Origin of the sequence: Clostridium sp. KNHs214, from assembly GCF_000744935.1 — a bacterium.
Lineage (GTDB): Bacteria > Bacillota > Clostridia > Clostridiales > Clostridiaceae > Haloimpatiens.
Window position 1 is genome coordinate 66,994 of the sequence record NZ_JQMW01000013.1, and the last position, 21,822, is coordinate 88,815.

The 21,822-nt window shown below is 32.2% G+C and carries 19 protein-coding genes; 1 reads left to right on the forward strand and 18 read right to left on the reverse strand.

The genetic code is table 11. The features are described 5' to 3' along the window. Positions 1–108: 108 nt before the first annotated feature. From lepB to CC89_RS15935, 16 genes are all read right to left on the reverse strand, one after another. Complete coding sequence (lepB, locus tag CC89_RS15860; protein WP_035293850.1) at positions 109–627, reverse strand: signal peptidase I; 519 nt, start codon at positions 625–627, stop codon at positions 109–111. A 153-nt stretch (positions 628–780) separates the two neighbouring features. After that, on the reverse strand, positions 781–1,026 hold the full coding sequence (locus tag CC89_RS15865) for a hypothetical protein (RefSeq protein WP_035293851.1): 246 nt from the start codon (positions 1,024–1,026) through the stop codon (positions 781–783). A 455-nt stretch (positions 1,027–1,481) separates the two neighbouring features. After that, the gene (locus tag CC89_RS15870) at positions 1,482–2,327 is read right to left on the reverse strand and encodes a 3-hydroxybutyryl-CoA dehydrogenase (protein WP_035293854.1); all 846 of its coding nucleotides are present in this window, start codon (positions 2,325–2,327) and stop codon (positions 1,482–1,484) included. Between the two features lie 494 nt (positions 2,328–2,821). Next, positions 2,822–3,823 (reverse strand): electron transfer flavoprotein subunit alpha/FixB family protein, encoded by a 1,002-nt coding sequence (locus CC89_RS15875; protein ID WP_035293856.1) that lies wholly within the window; start codon positions 3,821–3,823, stop codon positions 2,822–2,824. Between the two features lie 20 nt (positions 3,824–3,843). Beyond that, positions 3,844–4,623, reverse strand: coding sequence for an electron transfer flavoprotein subunit beta/FixA family protein (locus CC89_RS15880; protein WP_035293859.1), 780 nt, complete (start codon positions 4,621–4,623; stop codon positions 3,844–3,846). A 12-nt stretch (positions 4,624–4,635) separates the two neighbouring features. Then, positions 4,636–5,775 (reverse strand): acyl-CoA dehydrogenase, encoded by a 1,140-nt coding sequence (locus tag CC89_RS15885; RefSeq protein ID WP_035293861.1) that lies wholly within the window; start codon positions 5,773–5,775, stop codon positions 4,636–4,638. Between the two features lie 30 nt (positions 5,776–5,805). Beyond that, entirely contained in the window at positions 5,806–6,585 is a 780-nt protein-coding gene (locus CC89_RS15890; protein WP_035293863.1) for a short-chain-enoyl-CoA hydratase, read from the reverse strand. A gap of 336 nt (positions 6,586–6,921) precedes the next feature. Further along, a complete protein-coding gene (locus CC89_RS15895; RefSeq protein WP_035293866.1) occupies positions 6,922–7,563 on the reverse strand; it encodes a redox-sensing transcriptional repressor Rex in 642 nt (213 codons plus the stop codon). A 380-nt stretch (positions 7,564–7,943) separates the two neighbouring features. After that, complete coding sequence (locus tag CC89_RS15900) at positions 7,944–8,864, reverse strand: transketolase family protein (RefSeq protein ID WP_035293867.1); 921 nt, start codon at positions 8,862–8,864, stop codon at positions 7,944–7,946. Position 8,865: 1 nt separating this feature from the next. Next, positions 8,866–9,684, reverse strand: a complete 819-nt coding sequence (locus tag CC89_RS15905; RefSeq protein WP_035293870.1) for a transketolase — start codon at positions 9,682–9,684, stop codon at positions 8,866–8,868. 24 nt (positions 9,685–9,708) lie between these two features. Further along, positions 9,709–10,740, reverse strand: coding sequence for a zinc-binding dehydrogenase (locus CC89_RS15910; RefSeq protein WP_035293873.1), 1,032 nt, complete (start codon positions 10,738–10,740; stop codon positions 9,709–9,711). Between the two features lie 163 nt (positions 10,741–10,903). Beyond that, positions 10,904–11,953 carry a galactitol-1-phosphate 5-dehydrogenase gene (locus CC89_RS15915; RefSeq protein ID WP_035293876.1) on the reverse strand — a complete coding sequence of 350 codons (1,050 nt, stop codon included), beginning with the start codon at positions 11,951–11,953 and terminating at the stop codon, positions 10,904–10,906. Between the two features lie 195 nt (positions 11,954–12,148). Further along, positions 12,149–13,426: a PTS galactitol transporter subunit IIC gene (locus CC89_RS15920; RefSeq protein WP_035293878.1), complete on the reverse strand. Its 1,278-nt coding sequence runs from the start codon at positions 13,424–13,426 to the stop codon at positions 12,149–12,151. 88 nt (positions 13,427–13,514) lie between these two features. Next, on the reverse strand, positions 13,515–13,802 hold the full coding sequence (locus CC89_RS15925) for a PTS sugar transporter subunit IIB (protein WP_035293880.1): 288 nt from the start codon (positions 13,800–13,802) through the stop codon (positions 13,515–13,517). A 94-nt stretch (positions 13,803–13,896) separates the two neighbouring features. Then, complete coding sequence (locus CC89_RS15930; RefSeq protein ID WP_035293881.1) at positions 13,897–14,361, reverse strand: PTS sugar transporter subunit IIA; 465 nt, start codon at positions 14,359–14,361, stop codon at positions 13,897–13,899. A gap of 134 nt (positions 14,362–14,495) precedes the next feature. Then, positions 14,496–17,534 carry a sigma 54-interacting transcriptional regulator gene (locus tag CC89_RS15935; RefSeq protein WP_035293883.1) on the reverse strand — a complete coding sequence of 1,013 codons (3,039 nt, stop codon included), beginning with the start codon at positions 17,532–17,534 and terminating at the stop codon, positions 14,496–14,498. A gap of 311 nt (positions 17,535–17,845) precedes the next feature. On the opposite strand from CC89_RS15935, the gene abc-f reads away from it, so the two are divergent. Continuing rightward, positions 17,846–19,765, forward strand: coding sequence for a ribosomal protection-like ABC-F family protein (gene abc-f / locus CC89_RS15940; RefSeq protein WP_035293884.1), 1,920 nt, complete (start codon positions 17,846–17,848; stop codon positions 19,763–19,765). 261 nt (positions 19,766–20,026) lie between these two features. On the opposite strand, the gene CC89_RS19645 is transcribed toward abc-f, so the two are convergent. Further along, positions 20,027–20,530 (reverse strand): GNAT family N-acetyltransferase, encoded by a 504-nt coding sequence (locus tag CC89_RS19645; RefSeq protein ID WP_051931898.1) that lies wholly within the window; start codon positions 20,528–20,530, stop codon positions 20,027–20,029. A 66-nt stretch (positions 20,531–20,596) separates the two neighbouring features. Beyond that, complete coding sequence (locus CC89_RS15950) at positions 20,597–21,580, reverse strand: effector binding domain-containing protein (RefSeq protein ID WP_035293886.1); 984 nt, start codon at positions 21,578–21,580, stop codon at positions 20,597–20,599. Positions 21,581–21,822 lie beyond the last annotated feature (242 nt).

Consider the following 21,822-nt stretch of genomic DNA (forward strand, 5'->3'; position numbering starts at 1 on the left):
GAAAAATCACACTTTAAGTCCATAAAAAGTGTGATTTTGGGTTTCATTCCTATACTAATAGGATACGTATAATATAAAAAGTTCATGGACGATGCGAGGAAAAATATACTATTTTAATTTATTTACATCCAACTTCCAAATATTCACCCTATAAATAGCATGTCCTTTTATATTGCATATAGAAATAGTTCCTATATTTCTACTATCTTCACTATTTCCTCTATTATCCCCTAGTACGAACACTTCTCCCTTGGGTACTTTTACCTTCATTTCTGGTTCAGTTATAGTATTATTAGATAAGTAATTTTCCTCCAATTCATTATTATTAACATAAACCTTTCCTTTTGATATTTCCACTACATCTCCTGGAAGCCCTATAATCCTTTTAATATAAAATACTCTTTCATCTTCATGAGGCTTAAATATAATTACTTGACCTCTTTTATAATCCTTAGTAAACTTACTTATTTTTTCAACTATAACTCTATCACTGTCATTTTTAATATTTAATGTAGGCTGCATAGATACTCCCTGTACCTCATTTATTCCTATTACACAGGTTTGAATTAATATTGCAAATAAAAATATAACCCCAAATTGTAATAAATCCTTAAATTTTTGTTTCACGATTTATCATTAGTGAGAAAGTATACTATAAGTATCTACTCTCACTAAATCTACCCTCCTTTCATTTTATACACTTTTCAACGTCTATGAGTTGTTAAATACTTTTATAAGAACATTATAACATGAATATCTATCCTTTATTTATCTTCAATCCTAATCCTTTTTTTTGAACGATATATGAATGTACATTTTTTTAAGCATACCAATATGGAACTTTGATAAATCTAATATTCCTATAAGTATATGAGGAATTTCTACATCCCATTCAATATTATCTAACCAACAAGGGAAATCACATCCTGGATTTTCAGTATGAAAATAAAGAGCATCATCAACACCCTCATCTCCACCCAAATATATCCACGTTTGAAAATCTCTTTTATTTTCTTTACTAGACATTATTCACTATATATTGAAAAAGGCTCTCCTATAAAATATTATATATTCTATCTCCTTGCTTATTCCCCGATAAAGCTTTTTAAACTTTAAACTTTGTTTATTATATTTTTTATTTAATCAAAGATTTTTCGTAGCATAGCGAAGGAAAATCATCCTTTAGTAGGCTTCTCCTCTCAAACCACATACATATTAAACTAAAAATCTGATTTTAATGTAGTAATAGATGTAGATTGGGGGACTATTGAACTAGCCTTAGAACTTCTTATGCCTCACAGTTAAAGACCCGTTAAGAAGCTTTCATGTTTGAGCGCCGTCAGAAGCGAGTTTAAAAGCTTTAGGGGCTTTAACTGTGAGGCATTTAGAAGTCCTTGGCGTATTGTGAACAGTCCCAAATTACACATTTATTACGGAATTAAAATCAGATTTTTCTTATTAAACTTACGTCATAACTTTTTTTATTTAGAGTAGTCGTAAAATCCTTTTGATGTTTTTCTTCCAAGTAAGCCAGCTCTAACATATTTTCTAAGTAATGAATGAGCTCTGTATTTAGTGTCTCCTGTCTCATTATATAGAACATCCATTATAGCAAGACATACATCAAGTCCTATAAGATCCCCTAATGCTAGAGGTCCCATTGGATGGTTTGCGCCATATTTCATAGCCTTGTCTATATCTTCAACTGAAGCTACGCCTTCAGCGTATATACCTATAGCTTCATTAATCATTGGTATAAGTATTCTATTTACCACAAATCCCGGAGCTTCCGCCACTTCTACAGGTTCCTTGCCTATATTTATAGCTAATTCTTTAATTTTTTCAAAGGTCTCTTGGGATGTAGTCATTCCCCTTATTACTTCTACTAATTTCATAATAGGAGCTGGATTAAAGAAGTGCATTCCTATTACTTTATCTGGTCTTTTTGTAGCTGAAGCTATCTCTGTTATGGAAAGTGATGAAGTATTGGAAGCTAGTATTGCATCTTCTTTACATATTCCATCTAATTCAGCAAATATTTTTTTCTTTATTTCCATATTTTCTATAGCTGCTTCTACCACTAAATCACAATCTTCTGCTAGATTTAAATCAGTAGTTCCTGAAATTCTTGTAAGTATTTCTTCCTTAGATGACTCATCCATTTTTCCCTTTTGAACTAATTTAGAAAGGTTTTTATTTATGTTTTGCAATCCTCTATCAACAAATTCATCCTTTATATCTCTTACTAAAACCTCATGACCATTCATGGCAAAAGCCTGCACTATTCCTGAACCCATAGTTCCAGCACCAAGTACACATATTTTCATATTTTACGCCCTCCTTTAATATTAAAACCCCAAAATAATTTTTATTATATGATTATCCCACAATAAGTATTACATTGCTTGAATTATGAAATTTCTCTGGAATGACTTGCATAAGAAGCGAAGGAACTATTTAAATTTAATTTTAGAAATTCTTCTTTTAGACAGATAAAATTATCGTAAGCCTGGCAAGGACGCCAGGCTAGCGAACCTGAGGCAGGACGCTGAATGTGAGCGTTAGATAATTTTATATGGCTAAAAGATTAGAATTTCTTAAATTAAATTTATTGTTCCTAGCTCTTATGCAAGTCATGGAGGAGAAATTTCATAATTCCATTACATTCTACCTTATTGTGGGTTAATCATTATATAGAATAATTTGCTCTAATATTAATACAGCCTTAGAGCAAACTATTCACAATCCATATATAACGAGCTTTCATTACGTCAAATAGCCATTGGATGAAATTTTACATTATTTAAAATTATCAGTCTTTTTAAGCTATTTCTTTAGCCTTAGCTATCATTTCTGGTATAACTTTATTTAGATCTCCTACTATTCCAATATCAGCTACCTTCATAATTGGAGCGTCTCCATCTTTATTTATAGCTATTATAAAATCACTGTCTTGCATTCCAGCTAAATGCTGTATAGCTCCTGAAATACCACAAGCAATGTATATCTTTGGTCTTACAGTTTTTCCTGTTTGACCTACTTGAACAGCTTTATCTACCCAGCCACTTTCTACTGCTGCTCTTGACCCACCAACTTCTCCACCTAGTGCATCTGCTAACTCTTTTAATAATTTAAAGTTTTCACCAGCACCCACGCCTCTGCCACCAGATACGATGATTTGTGCTTCACTAATATCTACTGTTTCTTTAGCAAGTTTAACTACTTCCTCTACCTTTGTTCTAATATGACTTTCTTCCAATTTAGCAGTAGCCTTTTCTATTTTGCATTTGTTATTCTCGTCTTTTGGTAATCTTTCAAAAACACCTGGCCTTACAGTAGCCATTTGTGGTCTGTGATCTCCACATACTATAGTAGCCATTAAGTTTCCACCAAAAGCTGGTCTTGTCATTAAAAGATTGTTATTTTCCTTATCTATATCTAAAGCTGTACAATCTGCAGTAAGTCCTGTTTTTAATCTAGCTGCCACTCTTGGTCCTAGATCTCTGCCTATATAGCTTGCTCCTATAAATAATATTTCTGGTTTTCTTTCCTTAATTAAATCACATATAACCTTTGTATATCCATCAGTAGTATAATTTTTTAGTAATGGACTATCTACTACTAAAACCTTATCTGCACCATGACTTGCTAAATCCCTCGCCATAGAATCTGTATTTTCACCTAACAATACAGCTGTTAATTCTACTCCTAATTTATCTGCAATATCTCTACCTTTTCCCAATAGCTCTAATGCAACCTTTTGTATTTCCCCATCTCTTTGTTCAGCAAAAACCCAAACACCTTTATAATCTGCTATGTTCATTTATTACCCCTCCGATTCCATTAAATATAATGTTTCTCTTTTAATTTTCCAATTGCGTAAGCTGCAGCTTCTTTTGGTGGCAAGTTAATTACTTCTCCTGCTCCTTTTGTTTCCTTGGTAGCTGACTTCTTAACCTTTGTTGGTGAACCTGATAATCCTAGAAGGGATTTGTCTACCTCTATATAATCTGCATTCCATACTTTTACTTCTTTATCATAACCTCCAAATATATTTCCTATGTTCATATATCTTGGCTGATTTAATTCTTTTATAGCTGTTAAAAGCACTGGCATTTTAACTTTTATAGTTTCATATCCATCTTCTAAAGCTCTTCTAACTTTTAATTCATTTCCATTTACTTCCACTTTTTCAACATATGTTATTTGTGGAAGGTCTAGGTGTTCTGCTATTTCTGGCCCAACTTGAGCTGTATCTCCGTCAATAGCTTGTCTACCAGCAAATACTATATCATAGTCTAATTTTTTAAGTGTTCCTGCTAGTGCACGAGAAGTAGCTAATGTATCTGCCCCTGCAAAAGCTCTGTCTGATATTAATATAGCTTCATCTGCTCCCATGGCTAAAGCCTCTCTTAAAGCCTTTTCAGCTTGTGGAGGTCCCATACTTATAACAGTAACTTTAGCACCTACTGAATCTTTTAAATTTAAAGCTTCCTCTAAAGCATTTTTATCATCTGGATTTATTATGGATGGAACTCCTTCCCTTATAAGTGTTCCTGTTTTTGGATCTATTTTAACTTCATTTGTATCTGGTACTTGTTTTAAACAAACAACAATATTCATCTCAATGCCCCCCTATCTCAATATACTGCCTGCTATAACCATTCTTTGAACCTCTGAAGTTCCTTCATATATCTCGGTTATTTTTGCATCTCTCATCATTCTTTCCATTGGATATTCCTTAGTATATCCATATCCCCCAAATAGCTGAACCGCCTTTGTAGTAACTTCCATAGCTACCTCGGCAGCATATAATTTTGCTCTTGCTGCATCCACACTGTATGGAAGTCCATTGTCTTTCTTCCATGCAGCATTATAAACCAAAAATTTAGCTGCTTGTATCTTAGTGTCCATATCTGCTATCATCCATTGTAATCCCTGGAATGAAGATATGGATCTTCCAAATTGTTTTCTTTCTTTTGTATATTTAACAGCTTCATCAAATGCACCTTCTGCTATACCAAGCGCTTGCGCTGCAATACCTATTCTTCCCCCATCTAGAGTTTTCATAGCTATTGAGAAACCTTTTCCTTCTTTTCCAACTAAATTTTCCTTAGGAACTATACAATCTTCAAATATAAGTTCAGTAGTTGAAGATGCTCTTATGCCCATTTTATTTTCAAGTTTTCCTATGGAAAATCCCTTATATCCTTTTTCTATTATAAAACAAGATATACCTCTAGTTCCTTTACTCTTGTCTGTCATAGCAAATATACAGAAAACATCTGCTACTCCTCCATTGGTTATAAATATTTTTGAACCATTGACTAAATAATGATCTCCCATATCCACTGCTACAGTTTGTTGTCCTGCTGCGTCTGTACCTGCATTAGGCTCCGTAAGTCCAAATGCACCTATTTTTTCTCCTTTAGCAAGAGGTATCAAATACTTTTGTTTTTGTTCTTCTGTGCCAAATTGTTCTATTAAAGAAGCACATAAAGATGTGTGTGCTGAAAGAATAACACCTGTAGAAGCACAAGCTTTAGAAAGTTCTTCTACAGCTATAATGTATGATAAAGTATCTCCACCAGCTCCCCCATATTCCTTAGCAAAAGGTATTCCCATCATTTTGTATTTAGCCATTTTCTTTACATTTTCCATAGGAAATTCTTCTGTTTCATCAATTTCTGCTGCTAATGGCTTAACTTCATTTTCTGTGAATTCTCTTACCATTTGTTTTACTAATTCTTGTTCTTTTGTCAATGCAAAATTCATTTACTTTACCCCCTTATTTATTTTTGTTTTTTATTTATTTTTAAAATTTTTATTTCTTTTTTCAACAAAAGCATTCATACCTTCCTTTTGGTCTTCTGTTGAAAAGCACTCCCCAAACATTTCTGACTCGTATTTTATAGCAGTATCCATATCCATCTGCATGCCTCTATTTATAGCTTCCTTACATAATTTAACCGCTATTGGTGCATTTTTAGCTATAGCTTCAGCCAATTTCATAGCCTCATTCATAAGTTCTTCTGGCTCGTATACTGCGTTCACAAGTCCCATACTCAATGCCTCTTCTGCCTTGAAAAATCTACCTGTAAATATCAATTCCTTTCCCTTAGTTAGTCCCACATATCTTACAAGTCTTTGAGTCCCCCCAAAACCTGGAGTTATTCCTAGCGCTACTTCTGATTGTGCAAATTTAGCCTTAGAAGAAGCTATTCTAATATCACAAGCCATAGAAAGTTCGCAACCTCCTCCAATAGCAAAACCATTTATAGCTGCTATAATCGGCTTTTCCAATATTTCTAATTTTCTAAAAATTCTATTTCCAAGTATACTAAATTTCCTTGCTTCCATGGTTGTCATATCTTTCATTTCATTAATATCTGCTCCAGCTACAAAAGCTTTGCCTGCTCCAGTTATTATAAGTACATATATATCATCGTCTCTTTCAACATAACTTATGACCTTTTGGAGCTCATTTAAGGTTTCAGTATTTATAGCATTGAGAACCTTCGGCCTATTCATAGTAATTATCCCTATATTTTCTCTCTTTTCAAAAACAACATTTTTAAGTTCCATATTACTCCTCCCCATATCTATATTAACATATTTTTAAAAAAAATATATATTATATTATTATATGTTTTTTAAAAATTAATTGTATACTATAAATAAGAAAATTTCATAACATAATTTTGCAAATTTATCATTTAAACACTAATAAAGCACCTTAAAGTGAAATTTTTAACATGTACTATTTTTTTTCGTTATTTTATTAACAATACTATATAAAAAAATAATTGAAGCTACGCTCCAATTATTATTATATCCCCACCATGTGCTAATTTCAACTGAAACAAGCATTTCTTGGCTATTTTACCGTGCGAAAGTATACATAATACTAGAATTTTAAATTTAATTAATATCATCGTTCATTAAACAACTAAGAGTAAGTAAACTTTCACTTAAATGAACATTTTCTACCACTATTTCAACATCCTCAGATATCTGCAAATCCACAGGAGCAAAATTCCATATTCCTTTTACTCTGTTTCTGACTAGTATATCACAAACCTTTTGAGCACTATTTTTAGGTACGCATATTACTCCTATGTCAATACTATTTTTTCTTAAAAAATCATCTAAAAAATCAATATCTAAAACTTCTACATCGTTTATTTTCAAACCTATTATTTTAGGATTTATATCAAACATACCCTGTACACTAAAACCAACTTTATCAAAATAAGTATAGTTAGCAATAGCCTGCCCTATATTCCCTGCACCTATTATTATAGTTTTATAAATTTTAGTTAATCCTAAAATGGCACTGATTTCACTGTAAAGCTCTTTTACATTATATCCATACCCTTGTTGTCCAAAATCACCAAAATTATTTAAATCCTGTCTTATTTGAGAAGCAGTAAAACCTATTTTTTCACTAAGTTCTTTTGAAGATATTCTATCTATATCATTTTCCATAAGTTCTCTTAAATATCTATGATACTTAGGCAGCCTTTTTATTACTGCCATAGATATATTTTTTTTCTTATCCAATTTCTACACCTCCCTACCTCGCAGCTTATCTTATACTTGCTTTACTACAGTATTTGTATAATCACATAATTTATACCGCAATTATAATACTATTATCTTATTATATACCCTGTCAATAGTTAATCCTAATATTATTTTATATAATTACGTTTTTTTGTACACATCCCCTATTCTAATAGCATCCTAATTAGACTATATTAATTATAGTATTTTTAATAGGGTTTTTTCAAGTTAAAATATTCCTTTAGCCCAAAACTCTAAAATATGTTTAAAGGTGAACAAGACCGGCATTTATACAATACCCAATCATGTTCACCTTAAATTAAATTTCCTTCGCCTTACTATATAAACAGCTAATAGTTTTCGAGGTCATCTATAAATTATACTGTCTTAACTGCATTTACAACATCTTTTGCTGTTAATCCGTAGTGCTCTAATAATTCAGCGGGAGTTCCAGAATGACCAAACTTATCCTTTACTCCAACCATTTTAACTTTTGTTGGATATTCTTGTACCAACACTTCAGCTACGGCAGATCCTAACCCACCTATAACACTATGTTCTTCTACTGTAACTATTTTGCCTGTTTCCTCAGCCACCTTAACAATAAGTTCTTTGTCTATAGGTTTAATACTTGGCATGTTTACAACATTTACTTCAATTCCTTGCTTTTTTAACTCTTCTGCAGCTTCCAAAGCTACAGACACCATTATACCCGTTGCTATTATAGTTGCGTATTTTCCATTTCTTAATACTTCACCTTTTCCTATTTGGAATTTGTAGTTTTCATCATGTACTATAGGAACTGCCATTCTTCCAAGTCTTATATACACAGGCCCCTGATGCTCTACAGCGGCAAAAATAGCTTGTTCTGTTTCAACAGCATCTGAAGGATTTATTACTACCATATTAGGTATACTTCTCATCAAGGATATGTCCTCTATAGCTTGATGAGTTGCTCCATCTTCACCTACAGTTAAACCTGCGTGAGTTGCCGCTATTTTCACATTTAAGTTTGGATATGCTACAGAATTTCTTATTTGCTCAAAAGCTCTTCCTGTAGCAAACATAGCAAATGTGCTTGCAAAAACAGTTTTACCACTAACAGCAAGTCCTGCTGCTGTGCCTATCATGTCCTGTTCAGCTATTCCCATGTCAAAGAATCTCTCTGGTGCTGACTTTGTAAACTCTATGCTCTTTGTAGATTTTGCAAGATCAGCATCCATAACTACTACATCTTTATTAATTTCACCTAGTTTAATTAAAGCTTTTCCATATGCTTCTCTGGTTGCTACGTTCATGCTATTTATCTCCTTTCAATTGAGCTAAAGCTTTTTCTTTTTCTTCAGGCTTTGGAGCTACACCATGCCATGATGCTTGGTTCTCCATGAAAGACACTCCTTTACCTTTTACTGTCTTAGCTACTATTACTGTAGGCTTTCCTTTTGCAGCTTTTGCTTCATCTAATGCATTTTTTATTTCATCAAAGTTATGTCCATCTATGTTTATTACATGCCATCCGAAAGCTTCAAACTTTTTATCTATTGGATAAATATTTTTAACGTCTTCATTTCTTCCATCTATTTGAAGTCCATTGTTATCTATAAATACTACTAAATTATCTAAATCATAGTGTGAAGAAGTCATAGCTGCTTCCCATATTTGTCCTTCTTGTATCTCTCCATCTCCAAGAATTGCATAAACTTTATAATCTATTTTATTTAACTTTCCAGCTAAAGCTATTCCATTTGCTGCAGACAGTCCTTGTCCCAAAGAACCTGTGGTCATATCAATTCCTGGTGTTGAGTGTATATCAGGATGCCCTTGTAAAATAGAACCGTATTTTCTCAATGTGCTTAAATGCTTTTTATCAAAATATCCTCTCTCTGCAAGTGTTGCATACAAAGCTGGAGCAGCGTGACCTTTTGACAATACTAATCTATCTCTTCCTTCCCAATGAGGGTTTTCTGGCTCTATATTCATTTTATCGAAATATAAAGTCGTTAATATATCTGTACAAGATAAAGAACCACCTGGATGTCCGGATTTAGACTGAGCTATCATTTCTATTATATCTATTCTAATCTGAGTAGCTACTTCTCTTAATTTTTCATTATTCATTATTTTATCACTCCTATAATTTAGTTAAGATTCAATAACAACTTTCATGGCCTCTCCGCTCATAACTTTTTCAAAAGCTACTTTCCAATTATCTAAACTATAAATATCTGTAACTAAAGCTTTAGCATCTACTTTACCTGCTTTAAGTAAATCTAATGCCTTAACCCATGAACTTGGCTTTTGACTTCTACAACCTATATAGTTAATTTCCTTTTGTATTATTTTCTCTTGATCTAATTCATTTAGTGACTTAGCAAATAATCCCACTTGCACCAAAGTACCTTTTTTCATTAGTAAATCCAAAGCAGAGTTAACTGCTGGTACCGCTCCTGAACATTCAAAAGCCTTGTCCACTCCATATCCATTTGTTAATTCTTTAATAATATCTTTCAAGTTTTCCTTTTGAATATTTACGGTTTTGTCTATACCTAAACCTTTGGCAAATTCTAATCTATCTTCGTCCTTATCTATGCCTGCTAATATTACATAAGCACCATTAGCCTTAGCTACTTGAGCTGCCAAATTACCTATAGGTCCAGGTCCAAAAATTAATACCTTTTCGCCCTCTTTTATTGATGTCTTTTCCATTACAGCATGTGTTGTACATGCTAGTGGTTCAGTTAGGGAAGCCGATAATAAATCTACTCCTTCTGGAAGCACATGCACACTTTCTTTTCTGGCAATAACGTATTCTGCAAAACTTCCATTTTGCTGAGTACCTAATCCCTTTCTGCTAGAGCATAAGTTGTAATCTTTACTTTTACAGTAGTCACATTCTCCACATATATAAAATGTAGTTTCGCTAGTTACATTATCTCCAATTTTTATACCCTGTACATTTTTACCTACACCTACCACCTGTCCAGAAAATTCATGTCCTAAAACCACAGGAACTTTAGGATTTTTATATTCTCCCTTATATGTGTGTATGTCAGAGCCACATATGCCAGAATATTTTACCTTTATTTTAACTTGTTCTTCATTAAAATCTGGTTCCTCTATATTTCTTAACTCCATATTTCCGTAACCTTTTTCATATTTTAATAAAGCTTTCATTCTTCATCACCCTCAATAATTTAGTTATTACTTACTATCCCATGAATACCTACTACCGTTTATCTATACTCTATGAAAATGGGACATAACACTAGCTACGTCCCTGTATAACAAATTCCAACTCTCAGACGGAGAACACTCTACCCGAAATAAAGAACTTTGTTTATTTATTTTCATCAGTTAATATCATTACTTTGTTATATTCTTCTTTTCTAGAACCTATCATTTCAAAAGCTTTGCTAGCTTCACTTAATTTATATCTATGTGAAATCATTTCTTTCAATTTTATTTTTCCATTTTTAACGTATTCCACACTCTTTGTCCACTCTTTTCCTGGGAATGGCGCTGAATATGAATTCCAAAATCCCTGTACAGTTAATTCTCTTCTAAATATATTTTCAAAAGCTTTTTCTCTTAATAAAACGTCTGTATAAGCAATTCCTAGATAGCCTACCTTTCCACGTTTTTTAGTTATTAAAAGACACTGTTCTTCAGTTATTTTAGAACCTGCACACTCTATAGATATGTCTACACCCATACCCTCTGTTATTTCATTAATTTTTTCTACTGGATCACATTCTTTTGCATTTATACAGAAATCCGCTCCTAAAGCTTTTGCCTCTCCTAATTTAACTTCCGATATGTCTACTGCTATAATTTTTTCTACTCCATATATTTTTAACCATTGAATAACTAGCTGTCCTATGGTTCCAGCTCCCATAACAGCAACTGCATCTCCAACACCTGGCTGAAGACCTAAAACTCCATGCAATGAAACTGCTAATGGCTCTATCATTGCTGCACTTTCAAAATCCATATCATATACTTTTATTAAATTTGTTCCTGGAACTTTTGCATATTCTGCAAATCCTCCATAAGATTTAGCTCCAAGCATTCCATGATTTTCACACATAGAGTATAAGCCTGATTTGCAATAATAGCATTCATTACATGGTATGAATGGTATAGCAGCTACTCTATCTCCTATTTCAAAACCTTTAACATTGCTGCCAATTTCAACTATTTCACCTGAAAACTCATGACCTATTATAGCTGGCAAATCATATTTCCAGTTTTTTAGTACTCTTGGAGGATCTGAACCACAAATTCCACTGGCTTTGACCTTTACAATTACAGAATCATCATCACATTGAGGCTTGGGCACTTCTTCATAGCGCATATCTCCTACCCCATATAATACTGATGCTTTCATTTAATCATCTCCATTCAATTATCTGTTCTTATTTTGTGTTATAATAATAATGGTTTATTTTTTAATATTAATGGTTGAATTTGTACTAATTTTGTATTTCAATAATTTATAGTAGCAATTTTCATGCCATTTTTATTAATTTATTTTATTTTTAAGGGTGTTTATATAAACACCCTTATTTTTTTATTATTTAATTTAGAATAATCCACCTATAACTTGGAATATTTTTATAACTATCCAGTTTAAGAAGTTTCCACCCATATCTAAACTTGATACTAAAGTGGTTCCTTTTGGTATAGCAAAATGTGCTTGCTGTGCCATCATTGTGTGGAATGATGCTATATTAGTTGCCATCAATAATGATAATGCCATGATTATAGTTCCAGTTATAACTGAGTGAACTATGTTTCCCTTATGAGCACCAACAACGAAGGCTATATAAAATGGTATTGTTGCTAAATCACCAAATGGTAATACCTGATTTCCTGGTAATATAACTGCTAATAACAATGTTATAGGAACTAATATTAATGCTGTTGCCATTACTGCTGGATGTCCAACAGCAACTGCAGCGTCAAGACCTATAGTAATATCAACCTTTTCGCCAAATTTCTTTTGTAAAAATTCTCTTACTGATTCTGATACTGGTATTAATCCTTCCATAAGTATCTTAACCATACGAGGCATCAATAGCATAACACCAGCCATTGAAATACCCATTTGTAGTATCTTACCAAAATCATATCCTGCAAGTGCACCTAATCCTAAACCTAGTATTAAGCCCATCATCATTGGCTCACCAAATATTCCAAATCTCTTTTGTATAGTCTCTGGGTCTGCTTTCAAATTCTTGATTCCTGGAATTTTGTTTACAACTTTAGCTATTGGAATACCTATTAATCCAAAAGCTGTAGTTGAACCTGTTGGTAGTGAAACACCTTCTAATTCAAAGAAATTTTCTACCATTGGCTGAGTCTTGTCTGCAATCTTTAAAACTGCTATTTCATATATGATTCCACCTAGTATAGCTAACAAATAGTTACCATTTGTTAAAACAAATACACTAGCTGCCGCTGCAGTAAAATGCCAATAATTCCAAATATCTATATCCATACATTTTGTTGTTTTTGTAAGTAACATTACTATGTTAACTGCCATAGCTATTGGTATCATAATAGCTGCTACTGGTGATGCCCAGCTTATAGCAGCAGCTGCTGGCCAACCCATATCAATTATGTTAAGTTGCAATCCAAATCTTTGAACCATTTGTTGAGCAGCTGGTCCTAAGTTATTAACAAGTAATCCTACTACTAAATTAATACCTACGAAACCTACTCCAATAGTAATACCTGATTTAAAAGCTTTTTTAAATCCTTGTCCAAAAGCCATTCCTACTATTGTTATTGTAAGTGGTAATATAACTGTTGGCCCCAGATTTAAAATATATTGTACTACCGATAATAATCCATCCATGTTTTTTCCCCCTTAATATTTATTTTTTAAAACAATTGGATTAACATTAATGTATTGGTTTACATTCCAAACTAAACTTAAAGTAATATTACTTTAAGTAGTTAATTATTTCTTGATCAATTTTTGCTGTATTAATGTTTGTTAGATAATTCATAGCTTTAATTACTGGAAATTTGTATTGTCTTGGAGGAATTGTTGTTGTAACAAGCAAATCAGCCTCGTCTTCTTTAGATGCTACCTCACCCATTTTACATTGAATAACTCTTGCGTTTAAACCATTGTCCTTTATTAACTGCTCTACTCTGTTTGCTACTACAGTTGATGTAGCTATTCCTGTTCCACATGCTACTAAAACTAATTTTGTTTTTATACTCATTTTACTCTCTCCCTTACTGTTTATATTTTAATAATTTATCTATAAAATAATTTAATTTAATTTATACTTCATCTTTAGTTAGTCAGCTCTTTATTTATTTATTTATTTCTTCAATAATCTTTACTATTTCATCCACATTTTCTGCACTAACCATTTTTTCAAGGGTATCTTGATCTTGAATTAATCCCATTAATTGTTGAAGCATCATAACTTGACTGTGTGGTTCATTTAATGCCATCATAAAAACAACGTTTACACTTACCTTTTCATCCATATCACACATATTACTGAACACTACTGGTTTTTTTAATGTTGCCAAAGCTACAGCTGGAGTATTTACATGTTCAGCATCCGTATGGGGAATTGCTACATTGTATCTTGTTAAAGTCAATCCTGTAGGAAATACTTTTTCTCTTTGGACTAGCCCATTAAAAAAACTTTCTTTTACATATCCTTCTTTTAACAATACATTGGACATCTTCTCAAAAACTTCATCTCTATTTTCTGCTTCCAAATTGCATATAATTAATTCCTTCTTAAAATAATCATTTAAGTTCATGTTATCGTTTAACCTCCTGCATATTATTTTCTATAGCAAATCTCGTGCCACTTTTGTGGCTAGTTGTGTAATTTTTTATGAAGCTTTATTATATATACATCTTCGACAATATTTACAGCAATTTGCATGCCAACTTACATGATTTCATCAATTATTTTTTCTTTCATTTCTGCAGCATCTTTAATTTCTTTTATTTTATTAAGCTTGCTTGGAACAGATATAACACTGTGAAGCTCTAATATTCCTTCTTTTTCATTTTCATTTATAGCCAACATACATATGAAGTCTACTTTTCTCTCTTCCTCCCACCTTATGCTTTTTTCTAGTTTCATTATAGCAATTGCTGGTTTTATAACACATTCTGGTTCTCCATGAGGGATTGCCACACCATTACCTATAAATGTAGCCCCCACTATTTCTCTTTTATACACACTTAATGTAAATTCTGATGATACATATCCTTTTTCTTGAAGTAAACTACATAATTTATCTATGGCTTCATTTTTAGTAGTACAATTTTCTTCTAATAATATAATTTCTTTATCTAATAATTTTTCTAAATGTGTAACCTTTTTATATTGTATTTTTTCTTTTTCACTGATGTCATCTACACCTATAATCTTTTTTATTTTATTAAGGCCTATGCCATTCAACACTTCTTCAAATGAAACAAAAGGTATATTATCTATTTTAGGATTTATAGTTCCAACCACTGCAACTACATTACTTTTGGAGGATAACTTTTTAATTTCTTCTTCCACAGCATCTTCGCCTATAAGTCCCAAAGACACTACATTTATATCATCATCAAAACTCTCTGTTAAATCCTCAATATATTTTTTTATTTTCAAAGCTGTTCCATGCCCTGTTATACAAAGAGCTATTATAGTTTTAGGATTTCCACTAGCTTTTTGTACTCCCTCAACTATTCCTACATAGCTTTTATCACCATCTAATGCCTCTACAATTTCATAAAGATTACTATCAGGTATCATAGCACGCCTCACAGCTTCTAATACCATTACCGTATCAACTCTTCCTATAACTCTAGTAGGAATGTCTGTGTCTTTAGTTATAATTTCACCAAAAGTAACCAAAGAACCCATATCAACTAATATCAAGCACCCTTTACCTTCATCTATTTTCTTAACAACTTCTATTGTTCTCTTTAAGGCTTCCTTAGGACTTTCGTCTAAAGACATTTCTATACCCACAGCATGATTTACGCCCAAAAGTTTATTGGCAACCTCCGCCATAGCCCCAGCCACCCTGCCGTGAGTTAGCACGATTACAGCCACCCTGCTTTCCTTGCTTTTTTTATCATTAGTAAATGTTTTCAAATACATAGCTAAAAATCCTATTTCATCTTCTGGCAACTCTATATTTAAATCTTCATTTATTTGATTAGCCATAATCTTTGCCACTTTATACTCCAGTGTATATTCAGATTTTATATAGTCCAGTTGAGGATTTTTTATTTTCTTACCATTTCTTAACCTTTCACATGTAGAACTCAGATGTATAGCCACACAATAATAGAAGTTTTTCTGTACATTATCATAGAAGTTTCTAGCTATCTCTACGGTTTTTTCTACAGCATTTATTATTTCACTTCCTACCACAGCACTTAATTTTTTATTTACATCCATAGACTCTAGTTCATTATTTTTCACAAAATTATTTAATTGAAATTCAACTTTTTCACTGACTATTTTATTTATTGTTTTTTTATCTAATCCTTCATTTTGAAGTTCACTAAATTTTTCTTCTATAAATTGGTATATATTTTGTGGCAGAACATATCTATCCTTTTCCTTTGTTTCTTTATTTAACATATTAGGACTTACATTTATATTACTATTAAATAAATTTTCAATTTTAGGCTCTCTTTTGTGTATTTCTAGTATTTCCTTTTTAACATGCGCAGGTAATTCATTTATTCCAACTATTATTCTATTTAAATTATTAACCTTAGCATGAAGAAGACCTCTAGCACAAGCTACTTGAATATCACTTCTTAACTGTCCTACGTTTCCTGGACACTCATATAGCATTAGAGCTTTAACAGCTTCATAAGTAATAGTAATTTCTTTTCCAACTCTAAAGGATTCCTTAGAGAAAAAATCACTTATAAGCTCATATCTTTCTTCTAAAGGCTTATCTTTTATAGAAGGAAGTTCAATTACCATAGGAATCCTTCTTGTAAAGGTAAGTAGTAGAGATGTTTTTGGTTCCTCTGTGGTGGCAGCAATAATCATAACATCAACTTTCCTAGTACTTTCAGCTTCTCCAAGCCTTCTATACATGCCCTTATCTAATAAATAAAATAGTATTTCTTGACCTTCACTCGGCAATCTATGAACTTCATCTAGAAACAAAATTCCTCCATGAGCCTTTTCTACGAGTCCCTTCTTGTCTCCAATTGCTCCTGTAAAAGCTCCTTTTGCATATCCAAAAAGTTGGGATAATAAAAGCTGTGGATTATCTGAGTAATCTGCACAGTTAAAAATTACAAAAGGTGCATCCTTTTTAAAATTTCCTGACTTTATAGCAAAATCATACATAGCTTGAGCAAAAAAAGTTTTTCCCACTCCGGATTCCCCTAAAAGCAAAGTATGCAGTCCATGTGGAGGATATAATATAGCAGCTTCTGCCTGACTAACTTGAACCTTTAATGATTTATTATATCCTACTATTTTTTCAAAAGGTGCCCCCGATTGATGTTTCATATACTTTTTCACATTCGATTCCACCTTTTCATCCACATTTTCATCCACCCTTTCATCCATTTTTACATTTTCTTTTACATTTTCTTTTGCATTTTCTTTTGCTTCATGCTCATTTTTATCACTATCTATTAAAACTTCTTTATGCCTTTCAAAAATATCTTTCTTCATTTGAACTGCAGAGTATCTAGAAATTTCATATCCCATTTCTTTTAGTCGACCTGCTAATTTTCTATCAGATATATTTGCATCCTCCAAAAGTATTTTTTTAATATCCTCATATATAAACTTTTCTCTTCTCTCCCTAGAGTTAGGTATCCCCTCTTGAATTCGCATTTCAGTTACTGCCTCTCTTGCTATATTAAGTTTTTCACCTATCTCTTTATCTGTAAAAGGATTTCTCTTATCTTCTCCTTTTATTATTTGGATAATATTTAGTTCATTCATACTTATTCTCCTTTCACAAAACAATTTTACTTTATTAACTATTACATTTATATTAGCCAAAATTTCTGATATAATTATTAAAGGTATTCCAATAATGCTAAATGTACCAATGATCAATGATTAATTAGTATCCATTACTATTTCATATTTTTAAGTTGCATATTTAAAAATATACCATAAAATCAAATTTCTTTTCAATGCTTATGAATTTTTATCTAGAGCTTTAGCCACTATTCTTTTGTATTTTTATAAAAGAAGAGAGTATTATGGTAGAGCCCTAGGATAACTAAAGAATTTTAGAAGGTGATTAAATGATTATTTTAAGTTGTAAAGATATACATAAGAGTTATGGAATAGATGTTATTTTGAATAAAGTATCTTTCAATATAAGTGAAGGAGACAAAATTGGATTAATCGGAGTAAATGGAGCTGGAAAATCCACCTTGTTTAAAATACTTACTAACGATATTGAACAAGATAGCGGTGAACTTTTTATAGATAAAAGTAAAAAAATAGGATATTTATCTCAACATCTATCTCTAGAATCCTCTCTTAACATATATGAAGAAATGCTCACTGTATTTAGTGATTTAACGGATATAGAATCCAAACTAAAGGAACTAGAAATAAAAATGAACGAACCCTATAGTGAAGATAATGCTCATTACCACGAAAAGGCAATAAAGGACTACACAACATTGACAGAGGTTTACAATCATAGAGGTGGCTACGTATATAAGGGTGAAATTAACAGAGTATTAACCGGATTAGGTTTCTTGGAAAGTGATTTTAATAAACCTATAAACATATTAAGCGGTGGTCAGAAAACTAGAGTAGCTTTGTGTAAATTACTTCTTGTAAAGCCTGATATTCTATTACTCGATGAACCTACCAACCATTTAGATTTAGATGCTATAGAATGGCTGGAGGAATATTTAAGGGATTATAAAGGATCTGTACTTATAATTTCTCATGATAGATACTTTCTCGATGCAGTCACTCATAAAACTTTTCAATTAGTAAATGGATGTATGAACATGTATACTGGAAATTACTCCAAATCATTAGATTTAAGAAAAAAAGATTATGAAGTTCAGCTAAAAGCATATAACCTTCAACAGCAAGAAATAAAAAGACAAGAAGACATAATAAAGAAATACAGATCTTTTAATAGAGAAAAAAGCATTAGAGCTGCCGAAAGCAGACAAAAGGCATTGGATAAAATTGACCGTTTAGAAAAACCCACTGAAGATACAAAATCAGCTAGAATCACCTTTGAAACTGCTATAAAAAGCGGCAACGACGTGCTTCATATAGAAAACTTGAGTAAAAGTTTTGGAGAAAAACATCTTTTTAGTAATTTAAATTTAGATATTAAAAGCGGGGACGTGTCAGCTCTAATAGGTGAAAATGGAAGAGGTAAAACCACGCTATTTAAAATAGTAATGGACAGATTAAGCCCAGACTCCGGCATTAAAGTTTTAGGTAAAAATGTATTCCTAGGATACTATGATCAAGAACAATCTGATTTAAACTTATATAAAACAGTTATTGATGAGGTTTGGGACACCTTTCCAAATCTAACTCAAACAGAAATACGAAATTATTTAGCTGCTTTTCTTTTCACCGGAGATGATGTTTTTAAAGAAATCCACACTCTTAGCGGGGGAGAAAAATGCAAGATAAACCTTTTAAAACTTATGTTATCTAAATCCAACTTTCTTCTTCTAGACGAGCCTACTAACCATTTAGATATTATGTCTAGAGAAGCTTTAGAAGACGCTATACTAAATTATGATGGTACTGTATTATTAATCTCACATGATAGATACTTCTTAAATAAAGTAGTACATAAAATATACGAACTAAAAGAAGATGAATTAAAAGAATACTTAGGGGACTATTCTTACTATATAGAAAAGAAAAAAAATCCCTTAAGATTTGAGCAAGAAGAAGAAAATGAGGGAAAAACAAAAACTCAAATAAAACTTGAAAAGAAGAAGAAAAGAGAAGAGAAAAAACTTGAAAAACAAAAAAAATTAGAAATCAAAAAAATAGAAGATGATATATCCAATAAAGAAACTCTGCTAGAAGAGTTGCAAAAGGAACTGTGCAAAGAAGAAATATACTCAAACCCAGAAAAAAGCGAAAATGTAAACAAAGAAATTATAGCTCTACAAGCTGAAATAGACATACTTTATGAAAACTGGGAGGAATTGTCCAATTTGTAAATGTTAAACTATAAGTGCAAATATTAAATTTGCAGATTAATAGATAATAGAGTAGGTAATAGCCAGTAAGTAAGAGTTAAGGATAAAACTCAAGGAGTTTTTTATAATTAATTTGTAAGTAATAGGTAAAAAATAAGAGTTGTGGTGAAATTAAGCCTTGCTGAGTTTTTTAAAGAAACTCTTACCTTTTACCTATTATTTCTTACCTTTTCACTCTTATTTTTTTACTTCTTAATTCTTAACTACTCTACAAATTCCAATTTATCGTTTCCAAACATTCTTAACAATACGGTGTGTTTTACCTTGGTACATCCCTTCGCCAACAAAGATATTTCGAAACCCACATTTTTCCATAACTTTCGTCGAAGCTACATTTTCTTCTAAACAGATTCCTAAAATTTGTTCTAAATTTCTTTTCTTAACTATATATGGTAAAAATGCACATACAGCTTCTGTTGCATACCCTTTTCCAGTATATGCTTTTGCTATATGATATCCTAATTCCCATCCTTCTTTAACTTCTACCAGCTGGACATACCCAATGTTTTGTCCTTCTTTTGTAATAACAGGATATACAAATGGTCCTTCTCCACCATTATACTGTGCCATTAGGTACTCAACTGTCTCTTTTGCATCCTCAATAGTCTCAAATGCCTCATCTGGAACAAATCGTCTGTTATCTTCATCTAAAGAATTCTTATGAACATCTTCTATCATATCCATAGTAAACTCCATAATCTGTAATCTATCAGTTTCAATCTTCATATTTTGACCTCCTCAAATTACAACTTGTCATGGTGCAGGGTATGCTCAATTTACTCAACATAGATGTTATTTTAACTTTATTGGCAAAAGTAAATCTATCTGCCCATCTATTCCGTTTTCTGGCCAACCCATATTACAACAATAAATCCAATTCAAATGTTCTTCAAGGCATCCACCCATAATCTCGTCTCCCTGCTCACTGTAATTGTGAGCATACTTATCACTTTCTTCTACCCATTTGCTCAAAAGCTTCCATTCGTGGAAATCAGGGAATACAATAGTATGCACTGCGTACATTCCGCCCTCAAACCTCTTTTTTACCAGCGGTTCCGGGACTTCCATGTCGTAAGGAATGGTCACCCAGTCCTCATATCCGTGATGCGGTCTACTAGAAGATGGATTTGGATGATTAAATCCAAACATTCTTGCGTCGGGTTTCTTTTCGTACAGCTTACTCTCACGAACAAATTTGTCTACCACACCTCCAACGGTTTCTTCCGGGTTTTCACCAACAAAATGATACGAAGCAACAGTACAGGGTGGTAGCAAAACAACACGAACATTCCGTAACTTCCCCAGTGTCTCATTTGCCTTATTTAGTTCTTCCATTGATCGTTCCTCCTTAAAATTAATTTTGGAAAGGGTTAGAGGTTCAATGATTTTTATGATATCAGCATCTTGCAACAGATCAAGTTTAATGGTTATTTCAGTACTTTCGTTCAATCGTGATACAAATATCCTCAACACATCACGAATAGTAATAAGTGCAGTTATCTCATCATTAAGCTCGGCAATATTTTTTTGGAATATTTCGATAATCCGAATTTGTTCGGGAGCTTTGCAAATCAATGCAATTTGCTTTAGTGGAATCCGTAGCTTGCGTAATATAATGATGTACTGTAAGCGTCTTACAGCATTTTCATCATAAACCCGATAGGCGTAGTCTTCTTTGCGTTGACTGGGTAACAGCCCGATTTGTTCATAGTACCAAAGCATTCGAGTAGAAACATTAAAGGCTTTGGTTACCTCGCTGATAGTCATCAACTTCATACGCTCATCTCCTTTCTATAATCAGAATAATGGACGACACGACGTCAAAGTCAAGAGACTTTCAAAGTATTTTCTAGGTATTATATAAAACTTCATAATATAATCACAAATAAACAGCTCTATAAATTACTATTTATATGTTGATTATATAAATATTTTTACTTTATAGTTTTTACTAATCTGTAGCATTCTTCATAAACATAATACCATTATTTCCTATAACTGTACATATTTCAATCGCT

What these genes read in the sequence shown, in the direction of transcription:
- CC89_RS15915 (WP_035293876.1), bottom strand. Translation starts at nt 11,953, where the DNA reads ATGAAAGCATCAGTATTATATGGGGTAGGAGATATGCGCTATGAAGAA.
- CC89_RS15890 (WP_035293863.1), bottom strand. Translation starts at nt 6,585, where the DNA reads ATGGAACTTAAAAATGTTGTTTTTGAAAAGAGAGAAAATATAGGGATA.
- CC89_RS15870 (WP_035293854.1), bottom strand. Translation starts at nt 2,327, where the DNA reads ATGAAAATATGTGTACTTGGTGCTGGAACTATGGGTTCAGGAATAGTG.
- CC89_RS15950 (WP_035293886.1), bottom strand. Translation starts at nt 21,580, where the DNA reads ATGAAGTTGATGACTATCAGCGAGGTAACCAAAGCCTTTAATGTTTCT.
- CC89_RS15925 (WP_035293880.1), bottom strand. Translation starts at nt 13,802, where the DNA reads ATGAGTATAAAAACAAAATTAGTTTTAGTAGCATGTGGAACAGGAATA.
- CC89_RS15900 (WP_035293867.1), bottom strand. Translation starts at nt 8,864, where the DNA reads ATGAACGTAGCAACCAGAGAAGCATATGGAAAAGCTTTAATTAAACTA.
- CC89_RS15910 (WP_035293873.1), bottom strand. Translation starts at nt 10,740, where the DNA reads ATGAAAGCTTTATTAAAATATGAAAAAGGTTACGGAAATATGGAGTTA.
- CC89_RS15865 (WP_035293851.1), bottom strand. Translation starts at nt 1,026, where the DNA reads ATGTCTAGTAAAGAAAATAAAAGAGATTTTCAAACGTGGATATATTTG.
- CC89_RS15880 (WP_035293859.1), bottom strand. Translation starts at nt 4,623, where the DNA reads ATGAATATTGTTGTTTGTTTAAAACAAGTACCAGATACAAATGAAGTT.
- CC89_RS15935 (WP_035293883.1), bottom strand. Translation starts at nt 17,534, where the DNA reads ATGAATGAACTAAATATTATCCAAATAATAAAAGGAGAAGATAAGAGA.
- CC89_RS15920 (WP_035293878.1), bottom strand. Translation starts at nt 13,426, where the DNA reads ATGGATGGATTATTATCGGTAGTACAATATATTTTAAATCTGGGGCCA.
- CC89_RS15875 (WP_035293856.1), bottom strand. Translation starts at nt 3,823, where the DNA reads ATGAACATAGCAGATTATAAAGGTGTTTGGGTTTTTGCTGAACAAAGA.
- CC89_RS19645 (WP_051931898.1), bottom strand. Translation starts at nt 20,530, where the DNA reads ATGAAGATTGAAACTGATAGATTACAGATTATGGAGTTTACTATGGAT.
- CC89_RS15885 (WP_035293861.1), bottom strand. Translation starts at nt 5,775, where the DNA reads ATGAATTTTGCATTGACAAAAGAACAAGAATTAGTAAAACAAATGGTA.
- CC89_RS15930 (WP_035293881.1), bottom strand. Translation starts at nt 14,361, where the DNA reads ATGAACTTAAATGATTATTTTAAGAAGGAATTAATTATATGCAATTTG.
- CC89_RS15905 (WP_035293870.1), bottom strand. Translation starts at nt 9,684, where the DNA reads ATGAATAATGAAAAATTAAGAGAAGTAGCTACTCAGATTAGAATAGAT.
- abc-f (WP_035293884.1), top strand. Translation starts at nt 17,846, where the DNA reads ATGATTATTTTAAGTTGTAAAGATATACATAAGAGTTATGGAATAGAT.